26 protein-coding genes and 1 tRNA gene are annotated in these 23913 nt (G+C 71.1%); 22 read left to right on the top strand and 5 right to left on the bottom strand.

Annotated features, from left to right (window positions below; translation table 11 throughout):
* Nucleotides 1–62: 62 nt before the first annotated feature.
* The 5 genes from SPR02S_RS37500 to SPR02S_RS37480 all read left to right on the top strand — a co-directional run bounded on the left by SPR02S_RS37500 (nt 63) and on the right by SPR02S_RS37480 (nt 2808).
* Nucleotides 63–509, top strand: coding sequence for a roadblock/LC7 domain-containing protein (locus SPR02S_RS37500; RefSeq protein ID WP_019062161.1), 447 nt, complete (start codon nt 63–65; stop codon nt 507–509).
* Between the two features lie 2 nt (nt 510–511).
* Nucleotides 512–883: a DUF742 domain-containing protein gene (locus SPR02S_RS37495; RefSeq protein ID WP_019062160.1), complete on the top strand. Its 372-nt coding sequence runs from the start codon at nt 512–514 to the stop codon at nt 881–883.
* The gene (locus tag SPR02S_RS37490) at nt 861–1478 is read left to right on the top strand and encodes a GTP-binding protein (protein WP_019062159.1); all 618 of its coding nucleotides are present in this window, start codon (nt 861–863) and stop codon (nt 1476–1478) included. Before SPR02S_RS37495 ends, SPR02S_RS37490 begins: the two co-directional genes overlap by 23 nt.
* A gap of 60 nt (nt 1479–1538) precedes the next feature.
* A complete protein-coding gene (locus tag SPR02S_RS37485) occupies nt 1539–2114 on the top strand; it encodes a GAF domain-containing protein (protein WP_019062158.1) in 576 nt (191 codons plus the stop codon).
* A 67-nt stretch (nt 2115–2181) separates the two neighbouring features.
* On the top strand, nt 2182–2808 hold the full coding sequence (locus SPR02S_RS37480) for a TetR/AcrR family transcriptional regulator (protein WP_019062157.1): 627 nt from the start codon (nt 2182–2184) through the stop codon (nt 2806–2808).
* On the opposite strand, the gene SPR02S_RS37475 is transcribed toward SPR02S_RS37480, so the two are convergent.
* Together SPR02S_RS37475 and SPR02S_RS37470 are read right to left on the bottom strand one after the other, a co-directional pair.
* On the bottom strand, nt 2809–4032 hold the full coding sequence (locus SPR02S_RS37475) for a YbfB/YjiJ family MFS transporter (RefSeq protein WP_019062156.1): 1224 nt from the start codon (nt 4030–4032) through the stop codon (nt 2809–2811).
* A gap of 30 nt (nt 4033–4062) precedes the next feature.
* Nucleotides 4063–4356 (bottom strand): muconolactone Delta-isomerase family protein, encoded by a 294-nt coding sequence (locus tag SPR02S_RS37470; protein ID WP_026151210.1) that lies wholly within the window; start codon nt 4354–4356, stop codon nt 4063–4065.
* A gap of 138 nt (nt 4357–4494) precedes the next feature.
* Here SPR02S_RS37470 and SPR02S_RS37465 point away from each other — a divergent pair, with 138 nt between their 5' ends.
* The 8 genes from SPR02S_RS37465 (at nt 4495) to SPR02S_RS37430 (ending at nt 11412) form a co-directional block, all read left to right on the top strand.
* Nucleotides 4495–5421, top strand: coding sequence for a LysR family transcriptional regulator (locus SPR02S_RS37465; RefSeq protein WP_019062154.1), 927 nt, complete (start codon nt 4495–4497; stop codon nt 5419–5421).
* A 172-nt stretch (nt 5422–5593) separates the two neighbouring features.
* Entirely contained in the window at nt 5594–6307 is a 714-nt protein-coding gene (locus SPR02S_RS37460; RefSeq protein WP_019062153.1) for an SDR family NAD(P)-dependent oxidoreductase, read from the top strand.
* 26 nt (nt 6308–6333) lie between these two features.
* Nucleotides 6334–6714 carry an SgcJ/EcaC family oxidoreductase gene (locus SPR02S_RS37455; protein WP_019062152.1) on the top strand — a complete coding sequence of 127 codons (381 nt, stop codon included), beginning with the start codon at nt 6334–6336 and terminating at the stop codon, nt 6712–6714.
* Between the two features lie 186 nt (nt 6715–6900).
* Complete coding sequence (tdh, locus tag SPR02S_RS37450; protein WP_019062151.1) at nt 6901–7929, top strand: L-threonine 3-dehydrogenase; 1029 nt, start codon at nt 6901–6903, stop codon at nt 7927–7929.
* 76 nt (nt 7930–8005) lie between these two features.
* Complete coding sequence (locus SPR02S_RS37445) at nt 8006–9199, top strand: glycine C-acetyltransferase (protein WP_019062150.1); 1194 nt, start codon at nt 8006–8008, stop codon at nt 9197–9199.
* A gap of 112 nt (nt 9200–9311) precedes the next feature.
* A complete protein-coding gene (locus tag SPR02S_RS37440; RefSeq protein ID WP_019062149.1) occupies nt 9312–10214 on the top strand; it encodes a LysR family transcriptional regulator in 903 nt (300 codons plus the stop codon).
* A 35-nt stretch (nt 10215–10249) separates the two neighbouring features.
* On the top strand, nt 10250–10834 hold the full coding sequence (locus SPR02S_RS37435) for a helix-turn-helix domain-containing protein (RefSeq protein WP_026151209.1): 585 nt from the start codon (nt 10250–10252) through the stop codon (nt 10832–10834).
* An 11-nt stretch (nt 10835–10845) separates the two neighbouring features.
* Nucleotides 10846–11412: a GNAT family N-acetyltransferase gene (locus SPR02S_RS37430; protein ID WP_169389444.1), complete on the top strand. Its 567-nt coding sequence runs from the start codon at nt 10846–10848 to the stop codon at nt 11410–11412.
* Nucleotides 11413–11426: 14 nt separating this feature from the next.
* Here the strand turns inward: SPR02S_RS37430 and SPR02S_RS37425 are convergent, their stop codons facing one another.
* On the bottom strand, nt 11427–11804 hold the full coding sequence (locus SPR02S_RS37425) for a hypothetical protein (protein WP_019062146.1): 378 nt from the start codon (nt 11802–11804) through the stop codon (nt 11427–11429).
* A gap of 73 nt (nt 11805–11877) precedes the next feature.
* Here SPR02S_RS37425 and SPR02S_RS37420 point away from each other — a divergent pair, with 73 nt between their 5' ends.
* Complete coding sequence (locus SPR02S_RS37420; RefSeq protein WP_020684251.1) at nt 11878–12243, top strand: MmcQ/YjbR family DNA-binding protein; 366 nt, start codon at nt 11878–11880, stop codon at nt 12241–12243.
* Between the two features lie 313 nt (nt 12244–12556).
* Nucleotides 12557–13864, top strand: a complete 1308-nt coding sequence (locus tag SPR02S_RS37415; protein WP_019062144.1) for an MFS transporter — start codon at nt 12557–12559, stop codon at nt 13862–13864.
* Between the two features lie 69 nt (nt 13865–13933).
* On the opposite strand, the gene SPR02S_RS37410 is transcribed toward SPR02S_RS37415, so the two are convergent.
* Both SPR02S_RS37410 and SPR02S_RS37405 read right to left on the bottom strand, forming a co-directional pair.
* Complete coding sequence (locus SPR02S_RS37410; protein WP_019062143.1) at nt 13934–14863, bottom strand: transketolase family protein; 930 nt, start codon at nt 14861–14863, stop codon at nt 13934–13936.
* A gap of 47 nt (nt 14864–14910) precedes the next feature.
* Nucleotides 14911–15621 (bottom strand): thiamine pyrophosphate-binding protein, encoded by a 711-nt coding sequence (locus tag SPR02S_RS37405; RefSeq protein ID WP_019062142.1) that lies wholly within the window; start codon nt 15619–15621, stop codon nt 14911–14913.
* 158 nt (nt 15622–15779) lie between these two features.
* Here SPR02S_RS37405 and SPR02S_RS37400 point away from each other — a divergent pair.
* From SPR02S_RS37400 to SPR02S_RS37370, 7 genes are all read left to right on the top strand, one after another.
* Nucleotides 15780–15853: transfer RNA gene (locus SPR02S_RS37400), tRNA-Pro, on the top strand.
* Between the two features lie 301 nt (nt 15854–16154).
* Complete coding sequence (locus tag SPR02S_RS37395) at nt 16155–16403, top strand: hypothetical protein (protein ID WP_019062141.1); 249 nt, start codon at nt 16155–16157, stop codon at nt 16401–16403.
* 452 nt (nt 16404–16855) lie between these two features.
* Nucleotides 16856–18355, top strand: a complete 1500-nt coding sequence (locus SPR02S_RS37390; protein ID WP_026151208.1) for a sugar transferase — start codon at nt 16856–16858, stop codon at nt 18353–18355.
* A 70-nt stretch (nt 18356–18425) separates the two neighbouring features.
* Nucleotides 18426–19742 carry a nucleotide sugar dehydrogenase gene (locus SPR02S_RS37385; protein ID WP_019062139.1) on the top strand — a complete coding sequence of 439 codons (1317 nt, stop codon included), beginning with the start codon at nt 18426–18428 and terminating at the stop codon, nt 19740–19742.
* Nucleotides 19732–20997 (top strand): glycosyltransferase family 4 protein, encoded by a 1266-nt coding sequence (locus SPR02S_RS37380; protein WP_019062138.1) that lies wholly within the window; start codon nt 19732–19734, stop codon nt 20995–20997. The genes SPR02S_RS37385 and SPR02S_RS37380 overlap by 11 nt, the downstream gene beginning before the upstream one ends.
* A complete protein-coding gene (locus SPR02S_RS37375; RefSeq protein ID WP_019062137.1) occupies nt 20994–22361 on the top strand; it encodes a Wzz/FepE/Etk N-terminal domain-containing protein in 1368 nt (455 codons plus the stop codon). Before SPR02S_RS37380 ends, SPR02S_RS37375 begins: the two co-directional genes overlap by 4 nt.
* Entirely contained in the window at nt 22358–23911 is a 1554-nt protein-coding gene (locus SPR02S_RS37370) for a Wzz/FepE/Etk N-terminal domain-containing protein (protein WP_019062136.1), read from the top strand. The genes SPR02S_RS37375 and SPR02S_RS37370 overlap by 4 nt, the downstream gene beginning before the upstream one ends.
* Nucleotides 23912–23913: the final 2 nt, after the last annotated feature.

Genomic DNA, 23913 nt, shown 5'->3' with positions numbered 1-23913 from the left:
CCCCTACAGTCACCCCCACCAGCGCTCCCGCAGACCTTCGTACCCCAAGGAGTCGATCCACCATGGCGAGCGATGCGCCGACCGGCCAGCCGACCGGCCATGTATCCGATCTCGACTGGCTGATGAGCGGCCTCGTGCAGCGCGTTCCGCACACCACCAGCGCGGTCCTGCTCTCCTGCGACGGGCTTGTGAAGTCGGTTCACGGGCTCGACCCCGACAGCGCCGACCACATGGCCGCCCTGGCCTCCGGGCTGTACTCCCTCGGCCGGAGTGCGGGCGTCCGCTTCGGTGACGGTGGAGACGTCCGACAGGTGGTCGTCGAGCTCGACTCGACGCTGCTCTTCGTCACCACGGCCGGCTCCGGCACCTGTCTCGCCGTGCTCGCCGGCCGCGAGGCCGACGCGGCCGTGCTCGGCTACGAGATGGCGATGCTGGTCAAGAGCGTCCGCCCCTACCTCGTGACCGCGCCCCGGCAGCACGCCGTCGAATCACCTGCGATGAGGCCTTGAGCGTGGCGACGGCCGGCGACGGGCCTTGGTTGGACGACGCGGCCGGACGTCTGGTGCGCCCCTTCACGGTCAGCAACGGCCGTACCCGGCCCTCCGTCGCGCTCGACCTCCTGTCGCAGGTGATGGCCACCGGCGCCACCCCCCTCGGCTACCTCGGCCCGGAGCACGCGCAGGCGCTCGACCTGTGCCGCGCGCCCGTGTCGGTCGCCGAGGTCGCCGCGCACCTGAAGTTGCCGGCGGTGGTCACCAAGGTGCTGCTGTCGGACCTCGTCGACTGCGGGGCGCTGACCACCAAGCCACCCGAGTTCCACCACAACCCCACTGACCGGTCTCTTCTGGAGGCAGTGCTCGATGGACTACGACGACAGCTCTGACTACGAGAGCGGCCACGATCCCTTCCCCACCGCACTGAAGATCCTGGTGGCGGGCGGTTTCGGTGTCGGCAAGACGACCTTCGTCGGCGCGGTGAGCGAGATCGCGCCGCTCAGCACGGAGGAGCTGCTCACCACGGTCAGTGCCGCGACCGACGATCTCGAAGGCATCGAGAACAAGGTCGAGACGACCGTGGCGATGGACTTCGGCCGGATCACCCTCGACCCGGAACACGTGCTCTATCTGTTCGGTACGCCCGGACAGGAGCGGTTCTGGTTCATGTGGGACGAGCTGTCCGAGGGCGCGCTCGGCGCGGTCATCCTCGCCGACACCCGACGACTGGAGGAGTGCTTCGCGGCCGTCGACTTCTTCGAACAGCGCGGCCTCGGCTTCATCGTCGCGATCAACGAGTTCGACGGCTCCTACCGCTACGACCCCGAGGAGGTGCGTGCCGCCATAGACCTCGACCCCGGGATCCCGGTCGTGCGCTGCGACGCGCGGATCTCCAGTTCCGGCGTCCAGACCCTGCTGACCCTCGTCCGCCATCTCATCGCCCACGCCCCGGCACATGTGCCGAGCCATGGTGCCCACATGTGATCCCCGCACACCGCCACGGAGTTCCTCTATGTCATACGTCCACAGGGACGGAGTACGCCCATGAGCTACGACCCGCCGCGTCCGGCCGGTCGTCTGCTGCTCACGCCCGAGGACAAGGAGGCCCCTCAACGGGTGCGACGGCTGCGCGGGTTGGGCCTGGGGGAGCACCCGGACCCGGCGCTCGACGCCTTCGCGGACCATCTCGCCGACCTGACCGGGGCGCCGTACGCCATGGTCAACTTCATCGACGAGAACCGGCAGTTCTTCGCCGGTCTGCACACTCCGGGCGGGGTGGGACTGCCCAGACCCGTCACCGGAGGTGAGCACGCCAAGCCCGAGGTGGGCCGGCAGTTGGCGCGTGACTATGGGTTCTGCCCCCATGTGGTGGTCAGACGTAAGGCGCTGGTGTTGGAGGACGTCTGCGACTATCCGCGGTTCGCGGGCAATCCGGTCGTCGACGAGTTCGGGATCCGTTCCTATCTGGGGGCGCCGCTCATCGACTCCACGGGGATGGTGCTGGGCACCGTGTGTGTCGTCGACACGGAGCCGCGGCCCTGGGGGAAGCAGGGTCTTGAGACGATCAAGTCGACAGCGGCGGAGCTGGTGTCCCGCCTGGAGCTGCTCGGCGGCGGATAGGCGGATAGGCGGATAGGCGGGTGGGCGGACAGTCCAGTCTCTAGCCGACCGGTCGTATACTTGTCGTATGGGTAGGACCAGTGATGCCGGAGAGAAGATCCTCGCCGCCGGGCGGTCGCTCTTCGAGGCGCGCGGGTACTCGGCGCTGGGGGTGGCCGAGATCTGCAAGGCGGCCGGAGTGCCGAAGGGCAGCTTCTACTACTTCTACGCGTCGAAGGAGGCCCTCGCGCTGGCCGTCGTCGACGAACACTGGGCGGACCAGCGGCGGGAGTGGACGCGCATCCTCAGCGGTGTCGGCAAAGACGGCGGTGACGCCGGTGGAGCCCAACCGCTGGACCGGCTGCGGAAGTTGTTCGAGGAGACGGAGGCCGGGCAGCACGCCGTGCAGCAGGGCTGCGGCACCGTACTGGGCTGTCTGTTCGGCAACCTCAGCCTGGAGATGAGCAATCAGACCGAGGCCGTTCGCGCGCGGTTGCAGGAGATCTTCGACGCCCAGGTCGAGATGGTCGCCGCGGTCATCGACGAGGCGCGCGACCGGGGGGACGTCACCGTCAACGACTCCCGCGAGGCGGCGCGTTCCGTCGTCGCGCAGTTGGAGGGCCAGGTGATGTTCGCGAAGCTCTACAACAACACCGGGCGCCTGAGCCCCCTTTGGGGCAACTGCCTCGCGCTGCTCGGCGCCCGCGCGGCCTGATCAGCGTTCGGCGGCCCGTACCTCCGGGGCCGGCACGGAGTGTCGTAGCGTCACCGTCCGACGGGGGAAGCCGGCCCGCAGGACGGCGGCTGCCGTGGCCGCGGTGAGGACCACCGCGGCGGCCAGGAGCAGGGCCGGGCGGTAGCCGTGGTGCAGCAGCGGGGCCACGGCGAGGGGGCCGAGGATCTGGCCGACGGAGTAGCCGGCGGTCAACAGGGCCACCGAGCGCGGGAATTGCAACTCCGCCCCGGCCGCGAGGGCGAGCGTGCTGACGCCGATGAAGGTCGCGCCGAACAGCACCGCGCCGACCAGGGCCGCCGCCACCCCGCCGACCAGCGCGGGCAGCGCGATGCCGACCGCCTGGATCACCAGGGCCACGCACAGCAGCCCGGGCCACGACCAACGGCGCCCGAGCCGGGCCCACAGCGCGGCGGACGGTACGGCGGCCAGCCCGACGAGCACCCACGCGCCGCTCCCGATCCAGCCGGGCGAGCTCTGGTCGATCGCGGCGACCAGGAAGGTCCCGGCGACGATGTAGCCGACGCCCTCCAGGGTGTAGCTGACGAACAGGGCGCCGAACCAGGGGTCAACTACCCTTTCGGGGGCGTCAGTCGAGGGCGTGACCGGCACTTCGGGTCGTAGATTCCATGCGGCGGTCGCGAGCGCCGTGGCGAGCGCGGCCGAGGACCACCATGCGACCTGCCAGTCCGCGACGGAGTGCAGCGTGAGGACCAGCAGGCCGGAGAGCGCGATGCCGGCGCCCACCCCGCCGAAGGCCCAGCCGGGCAGGTGCGGCGGGTGGTTCCGCAGGTGGCCCAGGGCCGAGCTGACCGCGACCACGAAGATCAGCGCGCTCGCGACGCCGGCCAGCAGGCGCAGCGCGATCCACACCTCGGTGCTGTGGGTGGCGGGCATCGCGGCGAGCGTGCCGATCAGCAGGACGAGCGCGCCGCGGAAGACCGCGCGTGAGCGGACCAGGGCGGGCAGCAGGGTGCCCGCGAGGGCGCCGAGGAAGTAGCCGACGTAGTTGGCGGTGGCCAGCTGCGCGCCGGCGTCGGTGCTCAGGCCCGCCTGCGCGTGCATCAGCGGGAGGACCGGGGTGTAGACGAAGCGGCCGACCCCCATGCCGGCCGCGAGGGCGGCGGCGACCCGGGCGACATGGGGCCAGGGCGACAGGAGGGTCCCGTCCGCCCGGGGCGCGGGGACCGGGGCGCAAGAGCTCATGAAGGTGAAATCCCTTGCAGGTGGGGGGAGTTACTCCGTATATCCGGGGTCGTTCGGGTGCGGTTCCAGCGGGGTGACGGCGAAGGTCATCCACGCGTGCAGGGGCAGGGTGCCGAGCACCTTCTCGTGGAGTTGCTCCTCGTCGTCGGCGCGCCAGACGCCCACGCTGCGCAGTTCACCCACGGGGCGCCACAGCCGCGCCAAATGGCCGGTCGAGGCCAGTTCGCGGGCCCGGACGGCCTCGGCGGCGCGCCGCTCGTCGACCTCCTCCTGAGGTGTGCCTTCGGGGACGGTCGTGGTGATCTCGACCAGGAACTCTCGCATGATCTCGCTCCGTTCGGGCCCGCCCGGCCCGGCGGCAGGGCGCCGGACTTCCATGCCCCCATCGTGGCCCCGGACCGGCGCGGGCGCCACGACAGGCTTGCTCCCTGTTGAGAGGGACGGCCTCCCAGCCCGCGTAGCATGACGGGCGTGGAGCTGCGCCAACTCAGGTATTTCGTCGCCGTCGCCGAGGAACTGAACTTCGGCCGGGCCGCCGACCGCCTCCTGATCGCCGGCCCCTCCCTCTCCCAGCAGATCAAGGCCCTCGAACGCGATCTGGGCGTACGGCTCTTCGACCGCGACCGCCGCTCGGTCTCCCTCACCCCGGCCGGCGCCGCCCTGCTCCCGCACACCCGGGCGCTGCTGGAGCGGGCCGACGACCTCCGCCGCCGCGCCGGCCGGCTCGCGGGCTCGGAGGCGGTGCGGCTCGGCTACGTCAACTGGCTCCCCGCGGACCTGACTTCGCGCACCGCCGGAGTGGCCCAGGTGCACGTCGACGCGTGGGTCGCGCCCTCGCACACCCAGGCCGCCCGGGTCGCGGACGGCAGCCTGGATCTCGCCGTGTGCTGGGTGCGGGACGAGGACCTGAAACGGCACGGCCTCCGGGCCCGACTGCTGGGTGCGGATCGCCTATATGCGGTGAGCACAGGTACCGACGCCGGCGATGTGTGGGCCCGGGACACATCCGTCCTCCTCGACGACGACACCAATTCCTGGTCGTCCTGGAACGTGTACGCCGAGCGGCTCGCCCATGACACCGGGGCCCGCGCGGTGCCCATCGCCGACGGCGGGATCACCGGCCCCGCGTTCTTCGACCACGTCCGCCGCAGCCGCCGCCCGATCGTCAACTCGCCCAAGGGACAGACCACTTCACTGCCGCCCGACCTGGTGCGCCGCGAGATCGTCGGACCCACCGTCCACTGGACCTGGTCGCTGGTGTGGCGCGAGGGCGAGACGCGTACCGCGGTCCTCGCCGCCGTGGACGCGCTCTGCGAAGGCGTCGACGCCGGCGACCTCGGACTGCGCGCCCCCGATGCCTGGCTGCCCGAGGGCGACCCGCACCGCTGACGTGTACTGGGAGGCCAGGCCTCTCAGCAGCGAGGATTCCGGTCCCGGGCAAACCCCCTCTGACCTTTGCTTTCACCTCCCCGGATCACCTACTTTCTCCAATAGGCGACCGGTCGGCTAGGAAAAACCACCGGCCGGGAGCACCTCAGCCACCACTTCGGAGAAGGTCGTCATGAGCACTCAGAACCAGAAGGTCGCGATCGTCACCGGTGCCTCGCAGGGCATCGGAGCCGGCGTCGTCGAGGCCTACCGCAAGCTCGGTTACGGCGTCGTCGCCACCTCGCGCACCATCGCCCCCGCCGACGACGCGGACATCGTGACCGTCCAGGGCGACATCGCCGACCCGGCCACCGCCGAGCGGGTCGTGGCCGCCGCGATCGAGCGGTTCGGCCGCATCGACACGCTGGTGAACAACGCGGGTGTCTTCGTCGCCAAGCCGTTCACCGACTACACGGCCGACGACTACGCGGCCGTGCTCGGCATCAACATGACCGGGTTCTTCCGGATCACCCAGCTCGCCATCGGGCACATGCTCACCCAGGGCGGCGGACACATCGTCAACGTCACCACCAGCCTGGTCGACAACGCGGACGCCCGTGTCCCCTCCGCGCTGGCCTCGCTGACCAAGGGCGGCCTGCAGTCGGCCACCAAGTCCCTCGCCATCGAGTACGCCACCCGCGGCATCCGCGCCAACGCTGTGTCGCCCGGCACCATCAAGACCCCGATGCACCCGGAGGAGACCCACATGGGGCTCGCCGCCCTGCATCCGGTCGGGCGGATGGGTGAGGTGAGCGACATCGTCGACGCCGTGGTGTTCTTGGAGAACGCTCCCTTCGTCACCGGCGAGATCCTGCATGTCGACGGCGGCATGAGCGCCGGTCACTGACCGGCCACTGAGAAAGGTCGACGGAGATGAACAGCAAGGACGACGAAATCATCCTGCGCGGTGTCCTGGACCCCTGGAAAGCGGCCGTGGACGCCCACGAGCCGGAGGAAGTGGCCCGGCTCTTCACCGAGGACGCGATTTTCCAGGGGCTGCATCCCTTCAGCGTCGGACGGAAGGGAATCGCCGAGTACTACGACTCCCAACCCCCGGGCATGACCGCCCAGTTCGAGGTTCTCGAAACCAGGAAGCTCGCGGACGACGTCGTACTCGGTTATCTGGACACGGAGTTCACGTTCACCGACCGGTCGCCGGTCGACGTCAAGCTCGCCGTGTTGGTGAAGCGGCTGGCGGACGGCTGGTACATCGCCCACTACCAGGTGTCGCGGCTCGACGGGTGCCAGGCGTGAAGGTGCCAGGCGTGAAGGTGCCAGGCGTGAAGGAAAGCTGCGGCACGGCTTAAGAAAACCTCGATGGACCGGGGCGCTCAGGTGGGGCAGATTGCTTGCAGAATCCACCCCCACCCCTGGAACGGGCGCGTCCGGCATGTCCGGATCGTGCCCGGCCCCGGGACCTCACCCTCAGGAGCCGTAGCGTTGAAGGCGCTGGTCAAGGAGAAGGCGGAGCCCGGGCTGTGGCTCGCGGACGTCCCGGAGCCCGCCGTCGGACCCGGCGACGTACTGATCAGGGTCCTGCGGACCGGGATCTGCGGCACCGACCTGCATATCCGGAACTGGGACGGGTGGGCGCGGCAGACGATCCGTACGCCGCTGGTGCTCGGCCACGAGTTCGTGGGCGAGGTCGTCGGGACGGGCCGGGACGTCGCCGACATAGCAGTCGGTGAACTGGTCAGCGGTGAGGGCCACTTGGTGTGCGGCAAGTGCCGCAACTGCCTGGCCGGGCGCCGCCACCTGTGCCGCGCCACGGTCGGGCTCGGCGTCGGACGGGCCGGGGCCTTCGCGGAGTACGTCGCGCTGCCCGCCGCCAATGTGTGGGTGCACCGCGTTCCCGTCGACCTCGATGTGGCCGCGATCTTCGACCCGTTCGGCAACGCCGTGCACACCGCGCTGTCGTTCCCGCTCGTCGGCGAGGACGTGTTGATCACCGGTGCGGGCCCCATCGGCTTGATGGCGGCGGCAGTTGCCCGGCACGCCGGCGCGCGGAACGTCGTAGTGACGGATGTGAGCGAGGAGCGACTCGCCCTGGCCCGCAAGATCGGCGTGAGCCTCGCACTGAATGTGACGGACGCTCAGATCGCCGACGGCCAGCGGGAGTTGGGACTCCGCGAGGGCTTCGACGTCGGACTGGAGATGTCGGGCCGACCCGAGGCGATGCGCGACATGATCGCCAACATGACGCACGGCGGCCGGATCGCGATGCTCGGTCTGCCCTCCGAGGAGTTCCCGGTCGACTGGTCCCGCATCGTCACCTCGATGCTCACCATCAAGGGCATCTACGGCCGTGAGATGTTCGAGACGTGGTACGCCATGTCGGTACTGCTGGAAGGCGGCCTGGACCTCGCGCCCGTGATCACCGGCCGCTACGGACACCGCGACTTCGAGGCGGCGTTCGCGGACGCGGCGAGCGGCAAGGGCGGCAAGGTCATCCTGGACTGGACCGCGTAACTCCCTTCGGTACCGAGCAACTCCCTGTCGGACCGAGTAACTCCCCCTCGGCGAAGGAACTTTAGGAGCTTCCCCCATGTTCGACTCCGTGCGAGACGACCTCCGCACCACCCTCGACGAGATCCGCGCCGCCGGACTCCACAAGCCCGAGCGCGTGATCGGCTCCCCGCAGTCCGCGACCGTGAACGTCACCGCGGGCGGCCGTCCCGGCGAGGTCCTCAACTTCTGCGCCAACAACTACCTCGGCCTCGCCGACCACCCCGAGGTCGTCGCCGCCGCCCACGAGGCCCTCGACCGCTGGGGCTACGGCATGGCCTCCGTGCGCTTCATCTGCGGAACCCAGGAGGTCCACAAGGAACTTGAGGCCCGCCTCTCCGCGTTCCTCGGCCAGGAGGACACGATCCTCTACTCCTCCTGCTTCGACGCCAACGGCGGTGTCTTCGAAACCCTGTTGGGCCCGGAGGACGCGGTCATCTCCGACGCCCTCAACCACGCCTCGATCATCGACGGCATCCGGCTCTCCAAGGCCGGCCGTTTCCGCTACGCCAACCGCGACATGGCCGATCTGGAACGGCAGTTGAAGGAGGCGGCCGGCGCCCGGCGCAAGCTGATCGTCACCGACGGCGTCTTCTCCATGGACGGTTACGTCGCCCCGCTGCGCGAGATCTGCGACCTCGCCGACCGCTACGACGCGATGGTCATGGTCGACGACTCGCACGCCGTCGGCTTCGTCGGCCCCGGCGGCCGGGGCACCCCCGAACTGCACGACGTCATGGACCGCGTCGACATCATCACCGGCACCCTCGGCAAGGCCCTCGGCGGCGCCTCCGGCGGTTACGTCGCCGCCCGCGCCGAGATCGTCGCGCTGCTGCGCCAGCGTTCACGGCCGTACCTCTTCTCGAACACCCTGGCCCCCGTGATCGCGGCAGCGTCGCTCAAGGTCCTCGACCTGCTGGAGTCGGCGGACGACCTGCGCGTCCAACTCGCCGAGAACACGGCCCTGTTCCGCCGCCGGATGACCGAGGAGGGCTTCGACATCCTCCCCGGCGACCACGCCATCGCACCCGTGATGATCGGCGACGCGACCGTCGCCGGCCGGATGGCGGAGCTGCTGCTGGAGCGGGGCGTGTACGTGATCGGCTTCTCGTACCCGGTCGTCCCGCAGGGGAAGGCCCGCATCCGGGTCCAGCTGTCCGCCGCGCACTCGACGGACGATGTGAACCGGGCGGTCGACGCGTTTGTGGCGGCCCGCGCGGAGCTGGACGCCTGAGCGGAACGGGAGGCCCGGGTGCGGCGGGAAACCTGAGGGGAACGGGAGGCCCGGGAGCGGCTGGAAACGTGAGGGGGCCGAACAGCTTGGACATATTGCGATAATCGGTCCCATGATCGAAGCGCGGCGGCTCCACATCCTCCGTGCGGTGGCCGACCACCGCACCGTGACGGCGGCAGCCGCCGCGCTGTATCTGACCCCCTCGGCGGTCTCCCAGCAGCTCGCCGCCCTGGAGCAGGAGACCGGCCACCGCCTGGTCGAGCGCGGCGCCAAGGGCGTACGGCTGACCCCGGCCGGCGAGATCCTGCTCAGCCACACCAACGTGGTCCTGGCCCAGCTGGAGCGGGCCGAGGCGGAACTCGCCGCGTACAGCTCGGGCGCGGCCGGCACGGTCACCGTCGCCGCGTTCGCGACGGGTATCGCACAGGTCGTAGCCCCCGCGCTGTCCCGGCTGGCCCTCCTCGCACCCGGCATCCGCCTCCGGGTCCAGGACGCCGAGGGTGACGCCAGCCTGCCGATGGTGCTGGACCGGCAGGTGGACGTCGCGGTCGCCGTCGAGTACCGCGGAGCCCCGCCCGCCGACGACCCGCGCTTGATCCATGTCCCGCTCTACGCCGAGCCGTTCGACGCGGTCGTTCCGCTCACCCACCGCCTCGCCGACGCCGCCGAGATCTCCCTCGCCGAACTGGCCAAGGACCCGTGGATCGGCCCGTACCCAGGCAACCCCTGTCACGAGGTCGTCGTCCTGGCCTGCGAGAACGCCGGATTCCAGCCCCGTCTCGAACACTCCTCCGACGACTTTCGCGCCGTGGTCGCCCTCGCCTCGGCGGACGCGGGTGTGGCCCTCGTCCCGCGCTCGGCGCTGCGCGGAATGGACCTGACGGGAGTCGTCGTCCGGCCCGTCGACGGGGTGGCGCCGACCCGCCGCGTCTTCGCCGCCGTACGACGCGGCACGGAGGAGCATCCGCTGATCCGCCCGGTATTGGACGCGCTGGAAGAAGTGGCCCGGACGTAACCTCGCCGTTTCATATCCGGGATATCGTCCCGGATATGAGATCCGAGGAAACGGCTACGACCCTCGACCCGGTGGACATCCGACTCGGCGCCCGGCTCGCCGAGCTGCGCGCCCAACACGGCTGGTCCCTGGGGGAGTTGGCGGAGCGCAGCGGGGTGAGCCGGTCGACCCTGTCCCGCGCCGAACGCGCCGAGATCAGCCCCACGGCCGCCCTCCTCAACCGCCTCTGCGGTGTCTACGGCCGCACCATGTCCCAACTCCTCAGCGAGGTCGAGGCCGCACCCGCCCTACTGATCCGCGCCGCCGAGCAACCGGTGTGGGAGGACCGCGCCTCCGGTTTCGTACGACGATCCGTGTCGCCCCCGCACACCGGGCTGCGCGGCGAACTCGTCGAGGGACGACTCCGGGCGGGCGCCGACCTCGCCTACGACCGCCCGCCCGTGCCCGGCCTGGAACAGCACATCTGGGTTCTGGAGGGCGCCCTCCAGGTGACGGCCCAGGACGTCGAGCACCGTCTCGACGCCGGTGACTGTCTGCGGTTGCGGGTGTGGGGGCCGACGCGGTTCCGGTGCCCGGGCCCCGAGGACGTGCGTTACGTGCTGGCGGTGGTGCTGCCGTGAAGGTGACGCGTGTGACGCGGGTGACGCGTCTGGAGGTCGCTCAACTGCTCGCCGCCGTCGATGAGTTGGCGGACCTGTTGACCGACACCGTGGACGACGGCGCCTCGATCGGCTTCCTGGCGCCGCTCGGCCGGGCGGCGGCCGTCGACTGGTGGCGGGAGCGTGCCAACAGTGTCGCCGCCGGGCAGCTCGCGGTGTGGGCGGCGTCGATCGGCGAGCGGATGGTCGGCACGGTGAGCCTGGCCATCCCGGACAAGCCCAACAGCCGCCACCGCGCCGAACTGGTCAAGCTGATGGTCCACCGGGACGCCAGGGGAGAGGGCCTCGGACGCCGACTGCTGACCATCGCCGAGGACGCGGCCAGCGCCGCCGACATCACCCTCCTCCACCTGGACACCGAGACCGACAGCCCCGCCGAGCACCTGTACCGCTCCACCGGCTGGACCCGGGCCGGCGTGATCCCGGACTACGCGGCGAGCCCGGACGGGGTGCTGCGGCCGACGACGCTCTACTACAAACGCGTGGGGGCGGGAACGCCGGCGGACGTGGGTGCGGGGGCGACTGCGCGAGGTCGGTGAGACCTGGTGGCCGGTCAGCGCGTGGAGATCCGTACTTCATCGACCGTCGGCAGGACGGTCGGCATGTCGTCGGTGACCCAGGCGTACTCCAGGGCCGCCAAGGTGGCGCCTTCGTCGGTCCACACCAACAACTCGCCGACGTACTCGCCCGACCGATCGAGGACGTGCGCGTCCACGGGTACGAGCTCGGACGCCATCGCCGCGCGCCGTACGGGTGCGCGAACCCGCAGGTCGACGCTCACGGATCCCGGTGCCCAGACGGCCACCACCTCCGTCCGTTCCAGCTGGCTCCGCAGTACGGGGGCGTCGGCGAAGTCGGCCGCGAGGATGCGCTCCAGCACGGCTCGCTCGGAGCTGTTCAGGGGACGGGGTTCGACGGGTACGGGCGCCATGCACCCATCATCCATGCACTATGCAGGGGCTCCCACCAGGTGGTTGTCAGTGGCGGCCGCTATGTTGCGTCTCATGCCGGATGCCGAAGACGTACGCCGTATCGCCCTCTCCCTCCCGGACACGACGGAGAAGATCGCCTGGAACATGCCCACTTTTCGGGTCGCCGGGAAGATGTTCGTCACGGTGCCCGAGGAGGAGACCTCCATCGCCGTGCGCTGCCCCAAGGAGGAGCGTGACGAACTGGTTCTCGCCGAACCGGAGAAGTTCTGGATCGCCGACCACGAGGCGGGCTTCGCCTGGGTCAGGGCCCGGCTCGCCGCACTGGACAGCGAGGAAGAACTCCGCGACATCCTCGCCGACTCCTGGCGCCAGGCGGCCCCGCCCCGACTCCTGGACGCCTACCCGGAGGTGGGCCTCCCGTCCGGGTCCGGCGACTGAAATTCCCTCGGCGTTGTCAGTGGTGCGTGGCATCATCCGGAAGCGGTAGTGGGAGCGGGGCGGAGGGGGATCCGGCTCCCACCCGGGCGGTATTTCACGGGCATCGGCGGGGCGCTTCGGGGGCGGCGGCCGGGGGAGGGAGCGGTGGGGGATGACGGGGAGGGCATCGGATCCGGTGCGCAAGGGGACAGGGCGTGAGTCGGCGTCGGGCGGGGCGACCGGCGGGGACGACGGCGATGACATCGTTGCCGGAGCTGTCGCGGGAGTGGGAGCGGGAGCCGGGGTTGTCGCGGGAGCGGCTGTCGCCGGGGCGGTGAAGAGTGGCGGTGCGGGCGGCGAACGGCCCGTCTGGTCAAGGGACTTCGCGCTGTTCTTCGTGGCACGCGCCGTCGCCCGGCTCGGCGACACGATGCTGCCGGTGGCCCTCGCCGCCGGCCTCCTGGAACACGGGTACGGCGCGGGCGCGGTCGGCCTCGCCATGGCCTCCACGGCCGCCGCCTTCGCGGGACTTGTCGTCTTCGGCGGGGTGATCGCCGACCGGTTCAGCACCCGCAAGCTGATGATCGGCGCCGACCTGGTGCGCCTCGGCACCCAGTCCCTCGCCGCCGCGCTCTTCTTCACCGGCCATGTCGTGCTCTGGCAGATCTGCGCGATCGGCTTCGTCAACGGCGTGGCGGGCGCGGTGTTCCAGCCCGGCGTGGCGAGTACGGTGCCGCGACTCGCCTCCGACATCCAGGGCGCGAACGGCGCGATACGCATCGCCGAGTCCGCCGCCCAACTCGCGGGTCCGGCCGTCGCGGGCCTGCTCGTCGGATTCACCTCGCCCGGCGGCGTGTTCGCGGCCCACGCCGCCACCTACGCGGTCAGCGCCCTCTGTCTCCTGCTGCTCCGGCTGCCCCCGCTCGCACCGGGCAGCCGCGAGCCGGGGCACGGGTCGGGCGCCTTCAAGGCCGATCTGGTCGAGGGATGGCGGGAGTTCAGATCACGCACATGGCTGTGGGGAGTCATCGCCGTCTGGTGCCTCTACATGATCGCCGTATCGGGCCCGACGGTTCCGCTCGTGGCGACGGAGGTGGTGCAACAGCACGGACCGCGTGCCTACGGCCTGATCAACTCGGCCCTCGGCGCGGGCACCGTCGTGGGCGGACTCCTCGCCCTCCGGCTGCGCCCCCGCCGTATGCTGCGCGCCGGGTCGATCGCCCTCTTCGCCTTCGCCGGTTTCCCGGCAGCCGTCGGGGCGGGACTCGGCGTACCGGCCATGGCGGCCGGAGCCGCCGTCGCGGGGGTGGGAATGTCCTTCTGGGGCGTGATGTGGGCGACGAGCGTTCAGACCCAGGTCCCACCGGACGTCCTCAACCGCATCCACGCGTACGACGTGGCGGGCTCCCTCGCGATGATGCCCGTCGGCCAGGCCCTGGCGGGCCCTGCGGCCGCGGGCATCGGTGCCGGCCATGTGCTGCTCGTCGCGGGGGCGATGAGCTTCGTGGTGCCGACGATTCTGCTCCTGGTGCCTGCCATACGCGGGCTGATACGGGCCGACGCGGTACCGGTGGGCCCGGGTGCCCCGGTCGCCCCGAGCGACGTGGCGATACGTGAACGGGCGTGCCCGCAGGACAGTTGACGGCGAGGGCTGGTGTTGGTGCGGCCTTCGGCGAGGGCGACGGTGAGGGCGTTGTCGTACGGCGAGGCCTCAGCCCCGTACCGCCACCCGCCCGCCGTCTCCCCCTCCCGCAAAGCCGCCGATCCGCTCGCGCAGGGTCCGCGTGTCGAGGCCGTGCGTGGTGAGGTGTTCGGCGACGGTGCCGTAGCGCCGGAGTTCGGCGCGGCCGACGCCCAGGCCGAGCACACGGTGGGGCACGTCGGCGAGCGCGTCGTTCGCGGCGGTTGTGGAGGTGCCCGCCAGATACGGCTCGACGAGGACGACGTCCGTCCCGGCGGCCCGCGTGGCGGCGCGCAACGCGTCCGCGTCGAAGGGCCGTACGGTCGTGGCGTACAGGACGGTGACGTCGAGGCCGTCCGTCGCGGCGAGGATGGCGTCGAGCATCGGGCCGACGGCGACGACCACGCCGGAGCGGCCTTCGCGGACGGTGCGGAAGCGCGCGCCGTCGACCGGGAGGGCCTCCGCGTTCGACTGGACGGACAGCCGTACGTACACCTTGTCGTCGCCCGCGGCGACCGCGTGCCGTAGCAGGGTCTCGGCCTCGTCCGGGTGGCCCGGCACGTGTACGGTCCAGCCGTCCAGGGTGTCGAGGAGGGCCACGTCGCCCGGAGCCATGTGCGTGAACCCACCGGCGGGCCAGTCGAAGGAGGCCGCGGCGCTCACCAGTACCGCGCCGACGTCCTGGTGCCCGAGGTCCAGCTTCACCTGCTCGAAGGGCCGCTCGACGAGGAAACTCGCGAAGGTGTGCACGACCGGACGCATCCCGGTCAGGGCGAGTCCCGCGCCCGCCCCGACGAGGAGCTGCTCGCGGATGCCGACGTTGATCACCCGGTCGGGGTGCCGGAGTTGTGCGTCCGCGAAGCCGTCCCTGCCGATCTCGGCGAGCACGACCGCGACCCGTGGGTCCTCCTCGAGCAGCCGGGAGACGACCGGGGCGAAACGGTCACGCATGGTGTCCATGGGGAGCCTTTCTCGATGTGATGGTGGGGAGGGCGGGGGAGGGCCGATCAGGCGGACTTCGGTTCCACCCGGGCCACGACCGCGTGCGGTCGGCCGGGGTGCGGTGCGGTGAAGGCGGCGTACAGCGCAGCGTGGTCACGGCCGTCGACCGTCACCGCGGACCAGCCCGCCGCCTCGAAGCGGGCCGCGATGCCGCCGGGCCGGGCGTGGCCGGCGGAGGAGTTGTCGACGACGACGGTGTGCAGCCGGTCCAGCCTGGCGGGCCCGGCGAAGGCGATGGCCTCGTGGTTGCTGCCCTCGTCCAACTCGGCGTCCCCGACCAGGACCCAGACCCGCGGGGCGGTGCGTCCCTGGGCGCGCAGCCCCAGTGCCGTCCCGACGGCGATCGGCAGCCCGTGCCCCAGCGACCCGCTGCCGATCTCGGCGCCCGGCACCAGTACCCGGTCGGGGTGGTGCCCGAGCGGCGAGTCGTAGGAGCCGAAGTCCGGGAGCCACTCCACCGGTACGAATCCCTTGGCGGCCAGCACCGCGTAGTAGGCCATCGGACCGTGCCCCTTGGACAGCAGGAACCGGTCACGCTCGGGGTCGTCCATCCGCTCCGGGCCGACCCGCAGCACCTGGTCGTACAGGACCCACAGCACGTCGAGCGTCGAGGTCGCCGCCGGACCGTGCTTCTCGTCGCCGGTCATCAGTCCCATGAGGCGGGGCAGGTCGCCGTGCGTGTACGGGCGGCTGTGTTCCGTGGTTGTCGTCGTCATGCGGACGATCGTGCAACCTCAACCAAACTTCAGGTCAAGTGCTGCCGGGGACGCGACCGGAAGCCGGCCCCGAATAAAGGCGTGCGCGATCACCGACGGGAGTGCGGTATTGTTTCCATGCGTGTCCGGCCAGGGGAAACCCCAGGTCAGACGGGCAGCGGGACGTGGCGCAGCTTGGTAGCGCACTTGACTGGGGGTCAAGGGGTCGCAGGTTCAAATCCTGTCGTCCCGACTTTTGAAGTCGCAGGTCAGAGGCCGTTTTCTCAGCGATGGGAAGACGGTCTTTGTCGTGTCCGCAGGGGTGGTTCGCGGAGCCGTTGGAAGCCGTGGCGGCGAAGGCCGGCGACCGGCCGCCGGATCCGGCGCGGTGTTCGCTGGTGGTGATCCGATCGGCCTTTGCGGCACCGCCGCGCGCAAACTTTGCCTCCCGAAGGGGGGTCGGACAGCTCGCAAGAATTGCGCCACGCGGGCCTGTGGGTTGGCCCGTTGGGAACGCGGCACGGCCGGGGTCGGTTTGCGGGGGCTTCGGGGGCGTGCTGGTCGGCGCGCACGATCTCGGAGTCGACGGCGACGACCCGGTCGAGGTCGTCCTCGGCGCCTGCCTGCGCGAACGGAACGGTGCGGACCTGTTTCCGGGTGTCGTCGATCAGTGCCGGGACGCCTCGGGTCGCCGGTGCCGTCGGCTCGGCGAACTCCCGCCGTCGTCGGGCGCAAGGGACGTTTTGCGTCACCAGGGCACCCGCAGGCGGTCGCTGATCTATGGCCCCGCCTTCAAATATTGAGCACAAAGTCCACACAGACCTCTCTTCAGGCGGCCCCAGATGGTCTAGATTGACCGTGCTTTCGCAATGGTGGGACACCAGGCGACAAATGGTGATCTATGGGTCCGGCGATGTGGACGGCCAGTAGCCGCGTCTCTCGCGCCTGACGTGGGGGTGATCGGTACTTGGACCCGTAGGGGGGCTTGGGGCGCGGGGAGCATCCGGGGTTTCGACGGGGTTCCGCGTACCTCAGGGGCTTGGCAGGACCTGCGAGTGCGCTGTCGCCAGGGGGTTGACCACATAACTCTGAGACAGCCGGGATGTCATACGCCGGGGGCGGTGGTGTTCCGAGGGGGAGCGGTGCGGTGGGGGCCTCCCGAGGGGAGGCACAGTGCGGGGGGCGGGGACCCTCCGCAGGGGGAGAAACAGTGTGCGGCGGCGACGCCGTACCACTGGGGACCTTGGGGGGTTCTGTGCGGCAGGGGGGAATAGTCGGCCCTTTTCCGTCGGCGCGTGGGCGTCTGGCGGACGGGGCGATCAGCCAGCCCGCGACCGATTGGGAGCAGCGGTACCGCCGTACCGTGATCATCAGTGACACCGTGGCCACCGCCTGCGTGGTGGGGGCGATCGGCGACTTCTTCGGGGCCCGGGACGCGGCCAACTGGCATGAGAAATGGGGGATTCTCGCCTTCGGCACCCAGCTGCTGGTGCTGGGAGCGCTTGCGGTGAGCCGGGCGTGGGCTCCGGCCGTGCTCGGCCAGGGTGCCGAGGAATTCCGTCGGCTCGGACGCTCGCTGTTCACCGCGACCGTCGTGCTGGCGCTCGGCGGGATCGCCCTGACCTCGCGGAACATCAAGCTCTGGATCTTCGTCGCGATCCCGGCGATCGCGCTCGTCACCATGACCGCGCGGTATCTGCTCCGCCTCTGGCTGCACAAACAGCGCAACGAAGGACGGTGCCTGAGACCGGTGCTCGCCGCCGGGAGCCCGGCCACCGTGCGCGACCTGATCAACCGCACCCGCAAGTTCCCGCACCTCGGCTGGCGGGTGGAGGCGGTGTGCACGACGGACGGCCGGGGGATCGACGGCGAGCAAGGCGGGCTCGACGGTGACCAGTTGGACGGAGTGCCGGTCATCGGCCTGCTGGAGGACGTCGCCAAGCACGTCCGCCACGACGGCTACCGAGTCGTCGCCGTCACCCCCGACCCGCACTGGTCACCGCACCGGCTGCAGCGGCTGGCCTGGAACCTCGAAGGCAGCGACGCCGAGATGATCGTGGCCCCCGTGCTGATGGAGGTGGCCGGCCCGCGCCTGCATGTCGACGCGGTGCTCGGGATCCCGCTGCTGCGGGTCAGCATGCCGACCTTCAGCGGTGGCCGCCGGGCGATCAAAGGGGTCGTCGACCGGCTGGGCGCAACGATTCTGCTGGTGGTGCTCGCGCCGCTGATGCTCCTCGTCGGGCTGCTCGTGCTGATGGACAGCCGCGGCGGGGCGATCTATCGCCAGCGCAGGGTCGGCAAGGACGGCCGCGAGTTCACCATCGTCAAGTTCCGCACCATGGTCACCGGGGCCCACGGGGCACGTGCGGACCTGGCCGACCGGAACGAGGGCGCGGGTCTGCTGTTCAAGCTCCGCCGGGATCCGCGGGTGACCCGGGTGGGAGCGGTGCTGCGCCGGTACTCGCTCGACGAGCTCCCGCAGCTTTTCAACGTGCTCACCGGATCGATGTCGCTCGTCGGACCGCGGCCTCCGCTGCCGGAGGAGTCCGCCGCGTACGGCCCGGACATCCGGCGGCGGCTGCTGGTCAAGCCCGGCCTCACCGGCCTGTGGCAGATCAGCGGACGCAGCGATCTGTCCTGGGAGGAGGCGGTCCGCCTCGACCTGCGGTACGTGGAGGACTGGTCGCTCGCCCTGGACACGGTGATCTTGTGGAAGACGCTGCGTGCGGTGCTCCACGGGCAGGGGGCCTACTGATGCGCGGGGGTCGACCGACCGACGCGCGGAACGCAGGCCGCAAGGGCCTGACTGGGGGGAGAGACGGAGCATGAGAGTCAGCGTTTTCGGGCTCGGCTACGTGGGCTGTGTGTCGGCCGCGTGCCTGGCCAGCATGGGGCACGAGGTCATCGGGGTGGACGTGAACCAGGTGAAGGTCGACCTGGTCAACGACGGCAAGGCCCCGGTGGTCGAGGAGCGGATCGGCGAGCTCATCGCCGAGGTCGTGCGGACCGGAGCGCTCCGCGCCACCGGTGATGTCCGCGAGGCGATCATGGACAGCGAGATATCGCTGGTCTGCGTGGGCACGCCGTCGGAGCCCAACGGCAGCCTGTGCACCACGTACTTGGAGCGGGTCACCGAACAGATCGGCGCCGCGCTCGCCGAGCGGGGCGGGCGCCAGACCGTCGTGTTCCGCAGCACCATGCTTCCGGGCACCTGCCTGAACCTGCTGGTGCCGATCCTGGAGAAGAACGTCGGCGGCACGGCCGGGGTGGACTTCGGGGTCGCGGTCAACCCGGAGTTCCTGCGCGAGGGCACGAGCGTGCAGGACTTCTTCGACCCGCCCAAGACCGTCATCGGCGAGCTCGACCCGGCGAGCGGCGACGCGGTGGCGGCGCTGTACGACGGCCTGCCGGGCGAGGTGTTCCGGGTGCCGATCCCGACCGCCGAGGCCATCAAGTACGCGGACAACGCGTTCCACGGCCTCAAGATCGGCTTCGCGAACGAGCTGGGCTCGGTGTGCCAGGCGCTCGGGGTGGACTCGCACCAGGTGATGGACGTGTTCCTGGCCGACCGCAAGCTGAACATCAGCCCCGCCTACCTGCGGCCCGGCTTCGCCTTCGGCGGTTCCTGCCTGCCCAAGGACCTGCGCAGCCTGGTCCACGCGGCGCAGCGGGCCGACGTCTCCGTGCCCATCCTCTCCCACGTGCTGGCCTCCAACTCCGACCATCTCCAGCGCGCGGTGGACCTGGTCGAGCGCACCGGCAAGCGCAAGGTGGGCCTGTTCGGGCTGTCCTTCAAACCCGGCACCGACGACCTCAGGGAGAGCCCGCTCGTCGAGCTGGCGGAGCGGCTCTTCGGCAAGGGCTACGACCTCAAGATCTACGACGCCAACGTGAGCCTCTCCCGGCTGCTCGGCGCGAACCGCGAGTACATCGAGAGCCGGCTGCCGCATCTCGCGCAACTGCTCGCCGACTCCGTCGACGAGGTGCTGGAGCACGCCGAGGTGTGCCTGGTCGGGACCAAGGATCCGGCCGTGCTGTCGGCGCTGCCCCACACGGGCGGACCGGCGATCGTCGACCTCATCCACCTTCCCGACGCCGAGACGCGCCGGAACGAACCGGGGTACATGGGCCTTGCTTGGTGACGCAATCAGCCGCGACGGGACGAACCGGCGCGCGCTGATCCTGGTGGAGAACCTTTCGGTGCCGTTCGATCGGCGGGTGTGGCAGGAGTGCACCACCCTGCGCGACGCGGGCTGGGAAGTGCACGTCATCTGCCCCCAGGGGGAGAAACGGGACACGGAACCGGAAGCGGTGATCGACGGGGTCCGGATCCACCGCTACCCGTTGCGCGCGGCCACCGGCGGGCCCGCCGGCTATCTGCGGGAGTACGGAACGGCGCTCTGGCACACGCTCCGGCTGGCCCGAAAGGTCGGCCCGGTCGACGTGGTCCACGCCTGCAACCCGCCCGACCTGCTGTTCCTGCCCGCACTGTGGCTGAAGCGGCGCGGCGCGCGGTTCGTCTTCGACCAGCACGACCTGGTACCCGAGCTGTACCTCTCCCGGTTCGACCGCGGCGAGGACCTGCTCTACCGCGCCGTGTGCGCGCTGGAGAGGCGGACCTACCGGGCCGCGGACATCGTGCTCGCCACGAACGAGAGCTACCGGGACGTCGCGCTGCGCCGCGGCGGCAAGCGGCCGGAGGACGTCTTCGTGGTGCGCAGCGCGCCCGCGACCGACCGGTTCCAACCGGTGCCGCCGGAGCCGGAGTTGAAGCGCGGCAAGCCTCATCTGCTGTGCTACCTCGGCGTGATGGGCCCGCAGGACGGCGTCGACTACGCCTTGCGGGCCCTCGCGAAGTTGCGCGACGAACTCGGGCGGACCGACTGGCACGCGGTCTTCGTCGGCGCCGGCGACGCCTTCGACGCGATGGTCGAACTGTCCCGGCAGCTGGGTCTGTCCGAGCAGGTGCAGTTCACCGGGCGCATCCCGGACGCCGACCTGGTGCGCTACCTGTGCACCGCGGACGTGTGCCTTTCCCCGGACCCGTGCAATCCGCTCAACGACGTGTCGACCATGAACAAGGTCCTGGAGTACATGGCGATGGGCCGGCCGATCGTCTCGTTCGATCTCCGGGAGGCGCGCGTCTCCGCCGGTGACGCCGCCGTCTACGCGCCCGACGACGACGAGGCCCAGTTCGCCAAGCTCATCGCGCTGCTCCTCGACGATCCGCAGAAGCGGGCCCGCATGGGCAAGATCGGCCAGGAGCGGGTCAGCGGACCGCTGTCCTGGGAGAACTCGCAAGCGTCACTGCTCGCCGCCTATGCCGCCGCCTGCCGGGACCAAGCCCCGGTGTCCGCGGCTGGGCCGGTCCGTATGGGGAAGAGGCCGCACCATTGAATGACGACACGATCCGCCTGGTCACGATCGGACGGATTCTCCGTCGGCGGTGGCGGCTCCTCGCCGTCCTCGCCGTAGCGGGCGCGCTCTTCGGCTACGGCACCTCGGTGCTGCTGCTTCCGCCGCGCTACACGGCAGAGGCGTCGGTGCTGCTGCCGGGCCAGTGGGAAGAGCGCGAACTGCTGACTCAGGTGGACATCGCCACCAGTTCGGCGGTCGTCGACCGCGCGGCCGCCGCGCTGAAGTGGGGCACCAGCGGCGCCGAGCTGCAGAAAGACGTGAGCGCCAAGGCGGACGACGGGAACATCATCAAGGTCTCCGGTACGGCCGACACCCCGGAGCGCGCGCAGCGGCTCTCCGACCAGCTGGCCCAGCAGTTCGTCACCTTCGCCACCCGTATCGCGGGCGGCAGCACCGACCCCGCGGCGGACACGGCGACCGAGGCGCTGCGCAAGCAGGTGGCCGAGACCAACCGCCGTATCACCGATCTGGCCGACTCGGCGGATCCGGGGCAGACCGTGGAGGGCGTGCAGGCCCGCACCGAGCTGGAGGGTCTGCGCACCGGGTTGCAGGACGCCATGAAGAAGCTGGAGGAGGCCAACCCGGCGAGCGCCAAGGCCAGCATGGTCGTCATGGGTCCGGCCCCCCGGCCGACCGGGGCGGCGGCGCCGACGAGGATGCAACTGACCGTCGGCGGGGCGCTGTTGTTCCTCCTGCTCGCGGTCATCGGCCATCTCGCCGCCGCACGGGTGAGCCGCCGGCTGCGCGCCGAACCGGAGATCGCCGCGGCGCTCGGCTCGCCGTTCCTCGGCACCGTCGACGTGCCCGGCGAACGGCACGGGCACCGGCCCGAGAGCCACGGCTCGCGGGCCCGGTTCCGCCGCCTTCTCGGCATCGACACTCCCTGGGACGCACCGGCCCTCCAGCGGTCCGGCGACGAGGCCGAGCGGCGGCTCCGCTACCGGCGGGTGTGTGCCAGGCTCCGGGACCAACTGCCCGCCCCCCGACGGCTGCTGGTCGTCGTACCGGAAGGCGACGAGGTCGCCCGGCTGGCCGCCGGACAGCTCGTCGCCGAGGCCTCCGGTGACCCGCGGCTGCGGGTGGTGGAGGTCTCGGTGGACCGGCCGATCGTGCCGGACCGCGACACCGAGTCCGGTGCCCTCGCCGTCCTCAGCGCCGGGAGCTGGACCGCCGGGGAACTCGCCGGCATCGCCGAGGCGTGCGCGGACGGCGGCCACGAGCTCGTCGGCGTCGTCGTCGCCGGCACGGTCCGCACCCGACCGACGGAAACCGCCGACCGACTGTCCGACGACGCCACTTTGACGTTCGCGGTACACGGCCACGCGACAGGAGATCCAGCGTGACGACGAGCACGACTTCGGAGTCGTCGGCCGCCACCCCGCTCCTCGACCTCCAGGCGCTGGTGGTCGCGGTGCGCAGACGCCGCCGGCTGTGGGGTGCCATGGCGCTCCTCGGGATGCTGGCCGGCGCGGCCGTGGCGGTCGTGCTGCCGCCGGCCCCGGCCGCCGTGACCAAGGTGCTGGTCGCGCACCAGGAGGACCAGCCGAACGACACCGGAACGCTGATCCGCACCGACGCCCAGCTGCTGGCGACCACGCGGATCGCCGACCAGGCCCTGAAGATCCTCAAGTCCCCGGAAAAACCCGAGGACTTCATGAAGGACTACCGGGGCACCGGACTGACCAACAACGTCCTCCAGATCGATGTGACGGGCAAGACCGACACGGAAGCGGTGGCCCGGGCCAAGGCACTGGCCGAAGCGTTCGTCGCGGACCACGCCAAGCGCATCCAGGACATCGCCGACGCCAACGCCCAGGGCCTGCTCGACCAGCGGGACCGGATGGAGACGGAGCTCGCCGACGTCAACAAGTCGATCGGCGGCCGGTCGCCCGACTCCGACCCCGCGGACGCGGCGAACCTCGAGTCGCTCTTCGCCCGGCGGGCCGAACTCACCTCACAGATCTCCGACTTCGGCCAGCGCGCCGAGGAGGCCCGCGTCGGCGCGCCCCAGCTCGTCGCCGGCACCCAGATCGTGGACGCCCCGCGCGCGGTGCGGAGCTCGCTGCCCAAGGCCCTCGTCACCGACGGCGTGATCGGACTCGTCCTCGGGCTCTTCCTCGGGCTCGCGCTGGCCGCGGTCGGCGTCGTGGTCGCGGACCGCCCCGTGCTGCGCCGGGACATCGCGGCGAACCTCGGCGCCTCGGTCATCGCCGAACTGCCGCGCCGCTCCGGCAGGTTGTGGCAGCGCCGGCGGACCCGGGTGGCACGCGAACGCCTCGCCACCACGCTGGCCCGCACCTCGCGCGGCTCGGCGGAGCCGCTGTCGCTGCTGGAACTCGGCTGCGCGCGCAGCACGGCCGTGATCGCCCTCGGTCTCGCCCGGGCACTGGGGGAGGACGGGCCGGTGACCGTCGTCGACGGTCTCCCCGGCACACAGCTCTCCGGCCGCCGCCCGAAACCGGGGGACCCCACAGTGGTCGGCGGCGAGAAGGCAGCCACCGTGTCCCCGCAGGAGCAGCGGATCGGCGTCGGCTCGGTGGCGCCCGGCACGGCGTGGACCGACCTCCAGCACCTCGGCTCCCGGACCGTGCTCGTCGTACGTGCCGGACACGGCAGCGCCGCATGGCTGCACACCGTGGCCCGGCAGCTCGCGGACCAGCACATCCCGGTGATCGGTGTGGTGCTGATCGACCCCGATCCGCGCGACCGGACCGACGGCACGCTGTGGGACGGGCTGGCCAACGCGCTGCGCGGCCACAGCGAGCGGCCGACCTGGCAGAACGGTGGGGGTACCGCCCACGCCGCTCAGTCAGTGGGGGAGGGCCGGCGGATCACGGAACGGCAGCCGATACGGGCCGCACGGGTTCCGGACAACGACCAGGAGGTGCGGTAGAC

Origin of the sequence: Streptomyces prunicolor NBRC 13075, assembly GCF_000367365.1 — a bacterium.
Lineage (GTDB): Bacteria > Actinomycetota > Actinomycetes > Streptomycetales > Streptomycetaceae > Streptomyces > Streptomyces prunicolor.
Note: the sequence above shows the minus strand (reverse complement) of the source record. Positions and strands in the feature narration are given on the sequence as shown.